At 48.7% G+C, this 12,140-nt stretch carries 13 protein-coding genes, 2 tRNA genes and 1 riboswitch; of the genes, 1 reads left to right on the top strand and 14 read right to left on the bottom strand.

Annotation, left to right across the window (positions count from 1 at the left end; all coding sequences use genetic code 11):
* Nucleotides 1-327 precede the first annotated feature (327 nt).
* The 13 genes from FYJ45_RS24205 to FYJ45_RS24145 all read right to left on the bottom strand — a co-directional run bounded on the left by FYJ45_RS24205 (nt 328) and on the right by FYJ45_RS24145 (nt 10,264).
* Nucleotides 328-416: transfer RNA gene (locus FYJ45_RS24205), tRNA-Ser, on the bottom strand.
* 87 nt (nt 417-503) lie between these two features.
* Nucleotides 504-589: transfer RNA gene (locus tag FYJ45_RS24200), tRNA-Ser, on the bottom strand.
* A gap of 257 nt (nt 590-846) precedes the next feature.
* On the bottom strand, nt 847-1,572 hold the full coding sequence (gene ispD / locus FYJ45_RS24195) for a 2-C-methyl-D-erythritol 4-phosphate cytidylyltransferase (RefSeq protein WP_154467565.1): 726 nt from the start codon (nt 1,570-1,572) through the stop codon (nt 847-849).
* 14 nt (nt 1,573-1,586) lie between these two features.
* Nucleotides 1,587-2,618, bottom strand: coding sequence for a tRNA (adenosine(37)-N6)-threonylcarbamoyltransferase complex transferase subunit TsaD (gene tsaD / locus FYJ45_RS24190; protein WP_154467564.1), 1,032 nt, complete (start codon nt 2,616-2,618; stop codon nt 1,587-1,589).
* Between the two features lie 53 nt (nt 2,619-2,671).
* Nucleotides 2,672-3,589: a ribonuclease Z gene (locus FYJ45_RS24185; protein ID WP_154467563.1), complete on the bottom strand. Its 918-nt coding sequence runs from the start codon at nt 3,587-3,589 to the stop codon at nt 2,672-2,674.
* A gap of 22 nt (nt 3,590-3,611) precedes the next feature.
* The gene (locus FYJ45_RS24180) at nt 3,612-3,860 is read right to left on the bottom strand and encodes a hypothetical protein (protein WP_154467562.1); all 249 of its coding nucleotides are present in this window, start codon (nt 3,858-3,860) and stop codon (nt 3,612-3,614) included.
* 92 nt (nt 3,861-3,952) lie between these two features.
* Nucleotides 3,953-4,387, bottom strand: coding sequence for a ribosomal protein S18-alanine N-acetyltransferase (gene rimI, locus FYJ45_RS24175; protein WP_154467561.1), 435 nt, complete (start codon nt 4,385-4,387; stop codon nt 3,953-3,955).
* Nucleotides 4,387-5,223 carry a tRNA (adenosine(37)-N6)-threonylcarbamoyltransferase complex dimerization subunit type 1 TsaB gene (tsaB, locus tag FYJ45_RS24170; RefSeq protein ID WP_154467560.1) on the bottom strand — a complete coding sequence of 279 codons (837 nt, stop codon included), beginning with the start codon at nt 5,221-5,223 and terminating at the stop codon, nt 4,387-4,389. Before tsaB ends, rimI begins: the two co-directional genes overlap by 1 nt.
* Nucleotides 5,220-5,675, bottom strand: coding sequence for a tRNA (adenosine(37)-N6)-threonylcarbamoyltransferase complex ATPase subunit type 1 TsaE (tsaE, locus tag FYJ45_RS24165; RefSeq protein WP_021638933.1), 456 nt, complete (start codon nt 5,673-5,675; stop codon nt 5,220-5,222). The genes tsaB and tsaE overlap by 4 nt, the downstream gene beginning before the upstream one ends.
* Before the next feature lie 51 nt (nt 5,676-5,726).
* Entirely contained in the window at nt 5,727-6,206 is a 480-nt protein-coding gene (locus FYJ45_RS24160) for a YcxB family protein (RefSeq protein WP_021638934.1), read from the bottom strand.
* A gap of 155 nt (nt 6,207-6,361) precedes the next feature.
* On the bottom strand, nt 6,362-7,573 hold the full coding sequence (locus FYJ45_RS24155) for an ABC transporter permease (RefSeq protein WP_276893062.1): 1,212 nt from the start codon (nt 7,571-7,573) through the stop codon (nt 6,362-6,364).
* Nucleotides 7,574-7,615: 42 nt separating this feature from the next.
* Nucleotides 7,616-9,433, bottom strand: a complete 1,818-nt coding sequence (locus tag FYJ45_RS24150) for an HlyD family efflux transporter periplasmic adaptor subunit (protein WP_195841961.1) — start codon at nt 9,431-9,433, stop codon at nt 7,616-7,618.
* Nucleotides 9,434-9,559: 126 nt separating this feature from the next.
* Nucleotides 9,560-10,264: an ABC transporter ATP-binding protein gene (locus tag FYJ45_RS24145; RefSeq protein ID WP_154467558.1), complete on the bottom strand. Its 705-nt coding sequence runs from the start codon at nt 10,262-10,264 to the stop codon at nt 9,560-9,562.
* Nucleotides 10,265-10,634: 370 nt separating this feature from the next.
* Between FYJ45_RS24145 and FYJ45_RS24140 the strand changes: the two genes are divergently transcribed.
* A complete protein-coding gene (locus FYJ45_RS24140) occupies nt 10,635-10,844 on the top strand; it encodes a hypothetical protein (protein ID WP_025490363.1) in 210 nt (69 codons plus the stop codon).
* A 204-nt stretch (nt 10,845-11,048) separates the two neighbouring features.
* Here the strand turns inward: FYJ45_RS24140 and FYJ45_RS24135 are convergent, their stop codons facing one another.
* A complete protein-coding gene (locus tag FYJ45_RS24135) occupies nt 11,049-11,774 on the bottom strand; it encodes an ECF transporter S component (RefSeq protein ID WP_021638940.1) in 726 nt (241 codons plus the stop codon).
* Between the two features lie 192 nt (nt 11,775-11,966).
* Nucleotides 11,967-12,116: riboswitch (FMN riboswitch) on the bottom strand.
* Nucleotides 12,117-12,140: the final 24 nt, after the last annotated feature.

The raw sequence follows: 12,140 nt of genomic DNA, 5'->3' as shown, positions 1-12,140 counted from the left end.
TCCTGAGCCAGGATCAAACTCTCTTGTTTAAGTGTTTAACCCAGTTAAGATTAACTCTAGCTAATGTTTAACCGTTGCTTGTTTCCAAGCGTTTCTTACTGTTTTTGGGTGTCTTAAAGGTCTTCTTTCGAAGCTTTAAAACTTGTTCTCTGAATTTTCTTTTTTAGAATTTTCAGGGTTGCATTACTGTTTATTTGTCAAGGTTCTGTGTGCTGCTTTCTCAGTCGCAACAGTTGATATGTTATCACATGTCGTTTGGACTGTCAAGCGCTTTTTTCAAAAACTTTTCTTGCAGCTTTTCCGGTATATTTATCGGATTGCTGCGAACGGAGAAGGAGGGATTTGAACCCTCGCGCCGCTATTAACGACCTGCACCCTTTCCAGGGGTGTCCCTTCGGCCTCTTGGGTACTTCTCCAAGTAAGCTGACTCAATCAACTTGTATTTATTTGTATGGCATCCCGAAAATCATTCAGTCTGATTTCCGTAGCGAAACAATCGCTAACGGAGAGGGTGGGATTCGAACCCACGCGCCCTTGCGGACAAACGGTTTTCAAGACCGCCTCGTTATGACCACTTCGATACCTCTCCATGTTTTTGTTTAAAACGATGGGTCGTTCCGAATCTCTTCCTTCTTTATATAGAAGAAAGTACTAATGCTTTGCCTTCATGGAACCTTCCGTTTGTTCAGAAGTTTGTGTTCCTCAGCAGTGCAAAAGTTATTATAGCTAAAAAGCCCCTCAGTGTCAACACATTTTTTCAGAAATTTCAAATTATTTTTTCAGAAGTGTAATTTTCCTTGTATTTACTGCATATATAGGGTATGCATTGTCGTTTTTTTTGTAAATTCAGACTCTTTTCTCTAAAATACCGTCTGCTAAAAGTAAATCCTCCGGGGTCGTCAGCTTAATATTCTCATAGGAAGCTCGGAACAGCTTTACCGGATGGGCAAGGAGTGTTTCCACCACCATGGCGTCATCCGTGATCTGAACCCCGCTTTCACGAAGCTCCTCTTCCTTTTCCAGAAGCATGCGGTATGCATCTTTAATCAAATCGGCACTAAATACCTGGGGGGTCTGCATCATCCAGACACGATCACGCCTTGGCGTGGATACGGCAAAGTCATTCTCATCCGCGATTTTTATGGTATCCTTCACCGGCATTGCCGCCACACAGGCATGGCGTACCCTTACGGTTTCAAGCGCAGTCTGAAGAATCTCCTCTGTGACAAAGGGCCTGGCCCCGTCATGGATAAATATATAGGCACAGTCCTCCGAAACGGCTTCCAGCCCGTTCGCCACGCTGAAATACCGCTCCGCTCCGCCGGGCACTATCTTTCTTACTTTCGTAAAATGATAGCGCTCCACGATCTCTTCGCGGCAGTAAGCCTCTTCTCCCTGTTCGGTCACCAGTATGATTTCATCAATAAAGCTGTCTTCAAAAGCTTTCAAGGCATAATAAATAACCGGCTTTTCCCGGAGCATCATATACTGCTTCGGGATATCACTGTTCATACGTTTTCCTTTTCCGGCAGCCAGAACTACCGCCGCTGTTTTTTCCCGCGCGTTTTCCATAGCATTATCCTGCCTTAACTGATTCTTTCTCCCAGCTTCAGGTTGGGAACTGCATTGAGATCCCAGCCATGTCTGGTGCCTTTTATGTATTCATAGTATCCCGCCACACCTATCATGGCCGCATTGTCCGTACAGTAAATGGGGGAGGGATGGTAAAATTCCAGCCCGTTTTTCCGGCAGGCTTCTTCAAAGGCCGCCCGCAGCGCAGAATTGGAAGCGACGCCGCCGGCTATGGCGAACTTTTTTAAATGATATTGGGATACGGCTTCCATGGAATGGCCTACCAGGACGTCGATCACCGCTTTCTGGAAGGATGCCGCCACATCAGCCTGGCAGATCTCAATCCCTTTCATCTCACAGGAATTGAGGTAGTTGAGCACTGCGGATTTCAGGCCGCTGAAGCTGAAATCATAGGTGCTTCCATCCACTTTGGCCCTGGGGAATACAACAGCGTCCGGATTTCCTTCCCTGGATACCCTGTCGATCTTGGGGCCTCCGGGATATCCCAGGCCTATGGCCCTGGCTACCTTGTCAAATGCTTCTCCCGCCGCATCGTCCCTGGTTCTTCCGATGATTTCATATTCACCGTAATCCTTCACCACAACCAGATGGGAATGGCCGCCCGATACCACAAGACAGATAAAGGGAGGCTCCAGATCTTTGTTTTCTATATAATTAGCGCTGATATGGCCTTCGATATGATGGACTCCCACCAACGGTTTGCCGGCAGCGAAGGCGATGGCCTTTGCCGCAGAAACTCCCACCAGAAGAGCTCCCACCAGGCCCGGACCATAGGTGACCGCCATGGCTGTCGCCTGCTGCAAGGTAATTCCTGCGTCGGAAAGAGCCTTTTCGATTACCTGGTTGATTTTTTCAATATGCTTTCTGGATGCTATTTCAGGGACCACGCCGCCGTAGAGGGTGTGCAGGTCGATCTGGGAATATATCACATTGGAAAGTACTTCTCTGCCATTGCGGACAACGGAGGCTGCGGTTTCATCGCAGGAGCTTTCCACAGCAAGAATATATATATCTTCTTTTTCCATAATGCTTTCACCTTTTATACTGCTGATTATAACAGCCAGACAGTTCCTGGCTGCTACTGCTGTTCCTCCTCAAAAAGGAGATCGATACTTTTTCCATCTTTCCCGACTGCCGCCTGGGGGAATATTTTACGCACGCCATCCATGTAGTCTTCCGGCCTGATGAGGGAGGGGCTGTAATGAGTAAGCCACATCTGTTTTACCTGGGCGCGCTTAGCCATGTCCGCAGCTTCCAGGAAGGTCATGTGCTTATACTCCTTTGCCTTTTCCTTTTTCTCCGGCTCGCCATACATTCCTTCGCAGATAAAAAGATCCGCTCCGGCGGCATTTTTTACAATTCCCTCGGTGGGCCTTGTATCCGTACAATAGGTAAGCTTGATTCCCTTCCGGGGAGGGCCGAGAACCATATCGGGAGTCAGGAGGCCTTCCGGCGTCTCAATTGTCTCCCCCTTCTGCAGGCGGTTCCAGTACTGTTTGGGTATTCCCAGGCTTTGCGCCTTCTCCAAAAGGAAACGGCCGCCGCGTTCTATTACAATATTATAGCCGTAGCAGATCACGTTATGGTTGACGCGGAACGCCTCAATACGGAAGCCGTCTAAGGGGATGGACTGCTCGTTTTCCGTAAGCTCCATGCACTCAATGGCAAACGGAAGCTCCGGCGCGATGACGCGCAGGGCATTCACCACCCTGGTAAGGCCTTTGGGCCCAATGAGCAGAAGCGGTTCGGTGCGTTCCGCATTCCCCATGGTGAGAAGCATGCCGGGAAGGCCGCTGATATGGTCGGCATGATAATGGGTGAAACATATAATATCCACCGGCTTCGGACTCCAGCCCTTCTCCTTCATCGCAATCTGCGTTCCCTCGCCGCAGTCAATCATGATACTTTTTCCATTATAACGGGCCATGAGGGATGTGAGCCAGCGATACGGCAGCGGCATCATTCCTCCGGTACCCAGTAAACATACATCCAGCATTCTGTCGTATTACTCCATTCCGCTACAGAAGCTCCCTGGCCTCCTTTACTTCGGCAGGCACGCGGAACTCTGCAAGCATTTTATCAAAACATTGTTCGCACAGGTCAAAATGGTATACCTGTCCGTCCTTGCTACTGAAATACCCGAAGGCATGCTTTACTTCGAAGCATCCTTCCTTCAGTATTCCATTTTCCAACTTCATTTCTTTGCCGCATCGGTTGCATATCACCGATATAAGCTCCGTATTGTTATTATCAAGATAAACTCGCATGGCCACTCCTATCCGCGTTTTTACGCTTATTGTTTTAATCATTATAACGTAATTTTTTGTCAAAAAACAGCGGTAATTATTCCATGCGCTGCCTATCTCTTCCACATAATAAGAGCGTTTTCAGCCGGATCCCGGTAAAAATTTTTCCGGATCCCTTCTACAGTAAAGCCCAGGAATTCATAGAGCCGAACCGCAGGGAGATTGCTTTCCCTGACCTCCAGCGTAAAATTTTCCACGCCGCAAAGCTTCGCCCGGCGCATCAGTTCCAGCAGCAGTCTGCGGGCACAGCCTTTTCTTCTGCTGCCCTCCTCCACCGCTACATTGGTAATATCCCCGTCTTCAAAGGACTGCCAGATTCCACAGCAGGCGATCAGCCTGCCCTCCTCCACGCAGGACAGGTAGAGTGCATTTTTATCGGAAAGCGCCTGCTCCAGGGCCTGCTCCGACCAGGCGTCCGAACCGAAGCAGGCGGCTTCCAGCGCGGCTGCCTGAGATAAATCCTCCGGAAGCATTGTACGGATTTCCATTACGTTTCACCGCTTTCACGATTCTTAAGCTTCTGCTGCCTGGAATAGGTCCCTTTTCTCATCATGGCATCCCCGGCCTGATCGCCTGCTGTTTTCTGAGCCTCGCTGCGTTCCCGTTCCGCCTGGGAGGGGCGCAGGTATTCCGGCACATGGGCGGCTGCGGATTCCATTTTGCCCAAACGGGCGTAGGTCTGTGCAAGGACGGCTACCGCCGAGGCACGCTGCCTGTTGCAGAGTGCAGGGGCAAAGGTATAGGGACGGTGCATGAGAGCCGCCAGTTTTTCCCGAAATACAGGAACGCCGTCTCCTAAAAATACCACGCAGTTTTCTCCGGGAAGCGCATTCAGCTTCTTCGCTATGGTTTCAATGGGAACCACGCACTGGGGTTCCAGAATATCCAGTTTAAAATTCACCTCTAATGAGGAGGTTTCCTGCGCCGTCTCCTCCGGAAGGAAACGGTAAATGCCGGTATAGACCTGGCTTCTTCTTGCATCCATGAGGGGGCATACGATATGATCGGTTCCGTATACATTCATGGCAAGCGCATCCACCGTAGGGACGCTGATAATCGGTTTATCCAATGCAAGCCCCAGCCCCTTGGCTGTGGCAGAGCCGATCCTGAGTCCCGTAAAGGAACCAGGCCCTGCGGATACTGCGATGGCATCAACACAGGACAGATCCAGTTCAATCATTTTTTTCACTTCATCCAGCATGGGGAGCAGGGTCTGAGAGTGTGTTTTCTTATAATTTGTTGTGTATTCGGCTATAAGGCTGTCATCCTCCGTCACCGCCACACTGGCTACCAGCCCTGAACTGTCTATGGCTAATATTTTCATTCCTGCGCTTCTCCTATCCTTGTCAGGGTAATTTTGCGGTAATCAAAGCCCCGGCTTAAATCTTTTTCAATCCGCACCTGTGTATATGCAGGGGGAAGAATTTCCTCAATGAGGTTGGCCCATTCTATCAGGCACAGCCCTTCTCCGTAAATGCAGTCCTCAAAGCCCACCTCCTCCATTTCCTCCGGATCACCAATCCGGTATACGTCAAAATGGTAAAAAGGCATACGGCCTTCCTCATAGATCTGCACGATGGTAAACGTAGGGCTGCTGACCGGCTCAGTTATGCCAAGCCCCGCTGCGACTCCCTGGGTAAAAACGGTTTTGCCCACGCCCAGATCTCCGATCAGGGTATAAACCTGGCCGGGCTTCGCTTCCTGTCCTATTTTTTCTCCCAGCGCATAGGTTTCCTCTGCGCTGAAGCTTTCAATTACTTCTGTTTGCTGATTCATATTCCAATTCTCCTGTTATCCCGGCACGGGCTGCTATACCGCCGTCCGGCTTCACATCCGGATGTTTACCTTTTTCGGAGGCATGTGTGTGGAAATCATCTCCACTGCCTTGGAAAGATTATCCTTCAGATCTCTGCGGGGAAAAATGCTGGCATTGATTCTTGTGGTATAAAGTACGATACTGCGGGCTGTGGACACCGCTTTCACCATATCCTCCCATTTCTGGAATTCCGTTGCTTCTCCCTGGGATACCTCCACCCCTTCTTCCGTCATTTTGTAATGGAGGGGCTGCTTGAAGGCGGGATTGGTAAGAGCCTGCTGCTTGGCCTTAAGAAACAGGCTGCCCGGCTGGTACAGCAGTATCACCAAGCCGGCAATGAGATAGATTATATGGCCGGTCATGCCGAATGCCACCAGCATCAGTGCGCCCACCGTGGTTCCCACCACTCCGGCAAAGCTGGTGTAGGTATGGTGAAGCATGTAGTCATACAGTACTCCTGAATCTATTTTGACATCAAATTCCACTTCCATTTAAGTATATACTCCTGATATTTATTTTGTTGTTTATCTCAGACCCGAAAAAGCACCTACATCGTAGGTGCTTTTGTCTACTTAACATTATATTATACTGATAATCCGCTATAACGCAAGTTATTTTCTACCGGGAGCCGTCCCGGTTTTCAGGATTATTCATGGCGCAGCGCTTCAATAGGGCTGAGCTTTGCAGCCTTTCTTGCAGGATAGATACCGAAGAAAATACCTACGCCTGCCGAGAACAGGGATGCAATCAGCACGGTGCCTACCTTAACTCTTGCAGCAAAGCCAATCACGCCGCCTATCAGTATGGCGCCTGTAATTCCCAGAATAATGCCGATAATCCCTCCCATAAGGGTAATAATGGCGGATTCGGACAAGAACTGCAGCAGGATGGATCCGGTCCTGGCTCCCAGGGATTTACGGATACCGATTTCCCTGGTACGTTCCGTTACGGATACCAGCATGATATTCATTACGCCGATACCGCCGACCAGCAGGGAAATCGCTGCCACAATAACTACAAAGATAGAGATACTGCCCAGCACGGAGTTGATTTGGGAAATCTGATCCTGCATGTTCTGCACCTGAAGCAACCCTTTCCCTCTCACATTATGCCTTCCTTCCATGAGGTTGATCGTGCTCTGCGCCACCTGCATGGATTCCGCCGGAGAGTCACAGATAACATAAAAGTCCGTAAAATCACCGAAATATAACCCATAGGAAGCGCTCAGTACGCTGAGCGGCAGCTCAATGTTAATCATGTCTCCGTACATACTGAACATGGCTGAAGCGCTGTCCTTACGTATGCCTACGATTCTCAGATCCTGTGTGGTTCCGTACAGGGTCACTTCAATAGTAAGACCGATAACATCCGTAGTGCCGAACAGCTTCTTGGCCGCCTGCTCCGGCACCACGCATACCTTATTGCCGGAGTAGTAATCGTTGGCGGTAAAATAACGGCCCGCAATTATCGGTTCACTCTGATAGAACTCCATGCTCTCCGTTCCACCGGAGGCATATGCGGTAAACTCGCCTTTTTTACCGATTACGCTCCCGTAAAGGGTATACACCGGCGTAACGCCTTTAACACCCGCCACCTTTTCCTGAATTGCTTCAAAATCGTCCGTGGAGAAATAAACCTCATCTTCACTGTGTTCATTATTTACATAAATACCAATCAGCCCTCCGGCCATGGCATTCAGTTCGTCGTTTACCTGTCCCTTTACTCCGTCACCAATGGAAATAATCATGATAACGGATGTAATGCCGATAATAATACCAAGCATTGTCAGAATGGACCGGCCTTTATTGCTTTTGATATTCATCAGGGCAATTTTTATATATTCCCATGCCTGTGCCACTATTGCATCCTCCTTATATAGACCGCTGTGAGCAGGCCCGGATTACTTGTTTCCGGAATCCGCCGCACCGTCCGTCTGTGTCTGTGTTCCAGCGGTCTCCGTCTCCTGGCCTGCCGCTTCGGAGGAGCCTTCTTCTGATACGTTTTCAGTGGATGCTTCCGACGCTGTTTCCACGGCTGCGCCGGTCTCGGAAGCCGCTGCGTCAGTCATTGCCGCACCCGCCATGGCGCTTCCCATAGGAACCGCCATGACCTTCATGCCCTCTGTCACCATACCTGTCACATCATATAATATCTGATCGCCTTTCTTCAGGCCTTCCTTTACCTCAACCATGCTATCGGAGGAAATTCCTGTGGTGATTCTTCTCATGGTTACCACGCCGTTTTCCACAACGTAGCAGAACTCACCCTGCTTATCCGCATTTACGATTTCAACAGGTACTGTAAGAACATTTTCCGCAGATGCGGTATGGATAACAAGCTTGGCCTCCACGCCCAGGAAAATATCCTCGTCCGGGTTCTTGATATGTACCTCTGCTCCAACCACAGGCGTTCCCTGGGAATTGGCAGCGGCCACTTTATTTATTTTGGAAACCTCGCCTTCATATTCTTTTCCTGCAATGGTAATATCCACCTTCTGGCCAATTTCGATTTTAGGCAGATCATATTTAGTGACTTCGATTCCGACCTTTACCTGCTTGTTGCTTTCTATGGTAAAAAGCTCGGTTCCTTCCGCTACGGTAGCCCCTTCCAGAAGGCCGCCGCCCTTGGTTGCATCCTTGGATGTGGATACGGTGGCAATCTTGGTTACGATGCCGGGGAATTCCGCAACAACACCCGCCTGTGCCTTCTCCAGCTCTGCCGCTGCTTCATTTGCGGTAATCTGTGCGCTCTGTACGGTATCAGCCAGCTGCTGCTTGGAATAAGGATCTGCAATTCCTGCTTCGGAGGAAGATTCCTTTCCTTCCCTCTTGCTGATCTCTTCTTTCATATCCTCCAGCTTCTTCTGCTCCGCGTCAATAATACGCTGGGTTTCTCTCAGATCCTCGGACATGCTCAGATCGCTGAGCTGGTTGCTTGTTTCCCGGATACTGTTATTCAGGTTCTGGATGATTTCCTGAATTCCTTTTCTGGCATCCGAATCACTCTGCTCCGCCAGCTTATTATTCTGTGTCTCCAGTTCCTGGTTCAGCTTGCCCAGCCAATCCTGAAGCTTTTCTCTTTCACGCTGGGTTTCATCCTCCAGCTGATATTTCAGTCCCTGTACATACTGCTCCTGCTGCTCGGCAAGGATCTTCAGCTCGTCCAGGCCGATGGTTGCTTCATTATACTTTGATTCATTCTTGTTGCTCTGATACTGGGAGCTTCTGTAGCTGTTCGCCGTTGCGGAAGCTTCCAGCGCCGCTTTTGCTTTTCTGTTTTCCAGTTCGGTGGTATCGAAAGCTACCAGCTGCTGTCCTTGAGCCACCTCGTCGCCCAGAGCGATTTTCATCTCAGAGATAGTGGCGCCTACCGGCGCATAGTACGTCCTGCTCTGTTCACTGCTCACCGTACCGCTGGTGGACATGGTCTCTTCAATGCTTCCCACCGCCACTTCAATGGTATTCACCTGCATGGGCGTATTCTTGGCAATTACGCTGGTCACTACGGAATAACCCACAATGACTACCACGAGAACCAGTGCAATAATCCAGCCTATTTTCTTCTTTTTCTTCTTCTGTGTGCCGCCGGCCATAATGGCCTCTCTCTTCTGCTGCGCTTTCTTTTCCTTAGCTTCGGCTTTTTCTCTTTTCTTCTTTTCCTTTGCCGTCTCCTGGACCTCCGTCAGGTTTTCGGCGCCCTTGTTTTCTAACTCACTCATCTTGTATCCTCCATTCAGTCCCATCGGGTAGTTGCCTTTATTCATAAAAACAGAGCCGGCCTGCGGCTTGTCCTGCGCCGCTTCCCACACTGCTTCTAATAACTGTCTGAAAGCCTGCTTTAGCAGTTATTCTTCATAAATTTCCGTATCCTGAACATAATCCGCTTCAATCTGGCCGTCCTTAATCCTGATAACACGTTCTGCCTGAGCCGCAATGTCATTATCATGGGTGATAATGATTACCGTTCTGCCTTCCTTATGTAAATCCTTCAGAATCCCCATAATTTCCTTCGTAGAACCGGAATCCAGGTTACCGGTAGGCTCATCCGCAAGGATTACCGGAGGTGCCTGGGCAATCGCTCTTGCGATGGCAACTCTCTGCTGCTGCCCGCCGGACATCTCAGAGGGCTTATGGCTCATTCTTTTCTCAAGCCCCACTCTCGTGAGGGCATTCCTGGAAAGCTCTGTCCGCTCCCTTTTCCCCACGCCGCGGTAAATCAGGGGCAGCTCCACATTTTCCAAGGCCGTCAGATTCTGAATCAGGTTAAAGCCCTGAAAAATAAAGCCGATTTCCCTGTTCCTGATATCCGAAAGTTCATCATCGCTCATTCTTGAAACATCCTGGTCATGCAGAAGATATGTTCCGCTTGTGGGTACATCCAGGCACCCCAGCATGTTCATCAGCGTAGACTTTCCGGAACCAGAATGGCCGATAATTGCTACAAATTCATTCTCATTAATAGTTACATTGACATGATCAAGCGCCCGCACCTCATTTTCACCCGGGTTATATACCTTACACATGTCCTTTACTTCAACCAGCGCGCTCATAAATTCTCTCCCTTTGTTTTCCATATGTCCATGACCTGAAATACAGGCGGCCTCACCTGGAAAACTACATGATATATCTCCTGTATTATGTAATTAATACAGTAATACTGATTCTGTTTTTTGTCAACAGGTATTTTTCTTCCAGTTGATGCAGACAATTCCATTTTGGCCTTATTCCGGCAGCCTGCCCCGTTCAGCCTTCCTTATAAATAATACCTCACTGGAATTACTCCGATTATCATACTATAGTTGCCTTCTAAAAATCTATGCAGTTCTTTTAAATATTTCTTAATTTTTTCTAAATAACGTAAGTTTCTGTATAATTTTTATGTATTATGACATAATAAAAGAAAAAACGAAGGAGAAAAACATGAGTCTTTTAAACGATGACGGGATACCTTTGGGGCTGGGAATGGCCCTGGCGCAGAATATGGATGCCATGCGGACTTTTTCTTCCATGAGCGAAAGTGCAAGGCAGGATGTGATTGACCGTTCAAGGCATGTGCAGTCAAAACAGGAAATGGAAAATCTGGTGAACGGGCTTTCCGGCGAATCAGGTTTTTCGGAAAAACTGAGCTGAGGATTCATTTTTTAGTCCCAAAAGCTTCACAGTTTCTTCAAAATTCCATCACGATTCCTACACACTTAAATGTTATCTTATACCTATACAAAGCCAATAAGAAAATTTTAGATAGATTTCTTTTTCATAACTTGCCGGCATCCGGAAAAGATGCCGGCCCTCCCTCAAAAAAACCCGGCAGGCCGCAATAGCCTGCCTTTTTTATTATTTTTTGCTGTGCAGGATGGGGCTGAGTTTTTTATAAATCAGCATGGTTACTATGGAAACGATGCCGCCTTTCATCAGGTTCATGGGCGCTACGGCAAATAATGCAAGCGTAGTCACGCTGTTGATGGAGGGATTGATGGCGTGGCCCAGGCCGACAATGGAATCTAACGGCATTCCGTACAGCTCTGCAAATTTGGGGAGCAGGTACACCGCGTTGAAGGCAGTTCCGAAAACCGTCATTACAAGTGTTCCCACAACACAGCCGATTATGGCATTTTTCTTGTTCTTGCGGAACAGGTATATGATAGAGGCAGGAAGCAGGAAGCTGCAGCCAATGATAAAATTGGCCAGATCTCCTACAAATGCGGTGGAGGTTCCTTTAAACAGAAGCTTCAGGATAATTTTGCAGAACTCAATCATGACCGCCGCCACCGGGCCAAAGGCAAATGCGCCGATCAGGGCAGGAAGCTCGCTGAAATCCATTTTATAGAATTCCGGGGCAAAGGGGATGGGGAAATCCAGCATGTGCAGGATGACCGCTATCGCCGAAAATACGCCTATCATGGCTATTTTTCTGGTGGTGAGGGTACGTTCCCTGTTTCCGTTTTTCTTTCGTTCCCATTTTTCCACCACGTAGGCGATGATTACCATGGCGGCCACAAGCCCCAGAAACTCCAGGACAAAAATAAGGTTTTCCGCGAAGGACGCTGCTAAATCATTCATTATGTATACTCTCCTTTTCTTTCTCCGGCCAGCCGGAGTTATTGCGTAAGACAAGGAAAATTCTTCTGATGCTTCATGAAAGGAAGGTATCAAAAAAGCCCGGAGAAATGATTCTCCGGGCAGATATCCAATCCCTGGAAAACACCTGCTGCCTCTGTAAACCAAACGGCGTAAAAACAGGTATCCATGCATGATTTTCTTCTTTCATCCAGACTTTACTGTCGGTTCCGGATTCGTACCGGATCAGCCGCATGACGCGGGTCGCGGACTTGTCTGCACCTGTAGTGGATCAACTGCAGCGTCACCGCCGGTAGGGAATTACACCCAACCCTGAAGAACTTTACCTTTATTAAATTGTTACTCTAT

The organism is Eisenbergiella porci (assembly GCF_009696275.1).
GTDB classification, from domain to species: domain Bacteria; phylum Bacillota; class Clostridia; order Lachnospirales; family Lachnospiraceae; genus Eisenbergiella; species Eisenbergiella porci.
This window is presented reverse-complemented; position numbering and strand designations above follow the sequence as displayed.

Coding starts and splice junctions, on each gene's coding strand:
- ispD (WP_154467565.1), bottom strand. CDS start 1,572: ATGGAAAACGCGCGGGAAAAAACAGCGGCGGTAGTTCTGGCTGCCGGA.
- tsaD (WP_154467564.1), bottom strand. CDS start 2,618: ATGGAAAAAGAAGATATATATATTCTTGCTGTGGAAAGCTCCTGCGAT.
- FYJ45_RS24185 (WP_154467563.1), bottom strand. CDS start 3,589: ATGCTGGATGTATGTTTACTGGGTACCGGAGGAATGATGCCGCTGCCG.
- FYJ45_RS24180 (WP_154467562.1), bottom strand. CDS start 3,860: ATGCGAGTTTATCTTGATAATAACAATACGGAGCTTATATCGGTGATA.
- rimI (WP_154467561.1), bottom strand. CDS start 4,387: ATGGAAATCCGTACAATGCTTCCGGAGGATTTATCTCAGGCAGCCGCG.
- tsaB (WP_154467560.1), bottom strand. CDS start 5,223: ATGAAAATATTAGCCATAGACAGTTCAGGGCTGGTAGCCAGTGTGGCG.
- tsaE (WP_021638933.1), bottom strand. CDS start 5,675: ATGAATCAGCAAACAGAAGTAATTGAAAGCTTCAGCGCAGAGGAAACC.
- FYJ45_RS24160 (WP_021638934.1), bottom strand. CDS start 6,206: ATGGAAGTGGAATTTGATGTCAAAATAGATTCAGGAGTACTGTATGAC.
- FYJ45_RS24150 (WP_195841961.1), bottom strand. CDS start 9,433: ATGAGTGAGTTAGAAAACAAGGGCGCCGAAAACCTGACGGAGGTCCAG.
- FYJ45_RS24145 (WP_154467558.1), bottom strand. CDS start 10,264: ATGAGCGCGCTGGTTGAAGTAAAGGACATGTGTAAGGTATATAACCCG.
- FYJ45_RS24140 (WP_025490363.1), top strand. CDS start 10,635: ATGAGTCTTTTAAACGATGACGGGATACCTTTGGGGCTGGGAATGGCC.
- FYJ45_RS24135 (WP_021638940.1), bottom strand. CDS start 11,774: ATGAATGATTTAGCAGCGTCCTTCGCGGAAAACCTTATTTTTGTCCTG.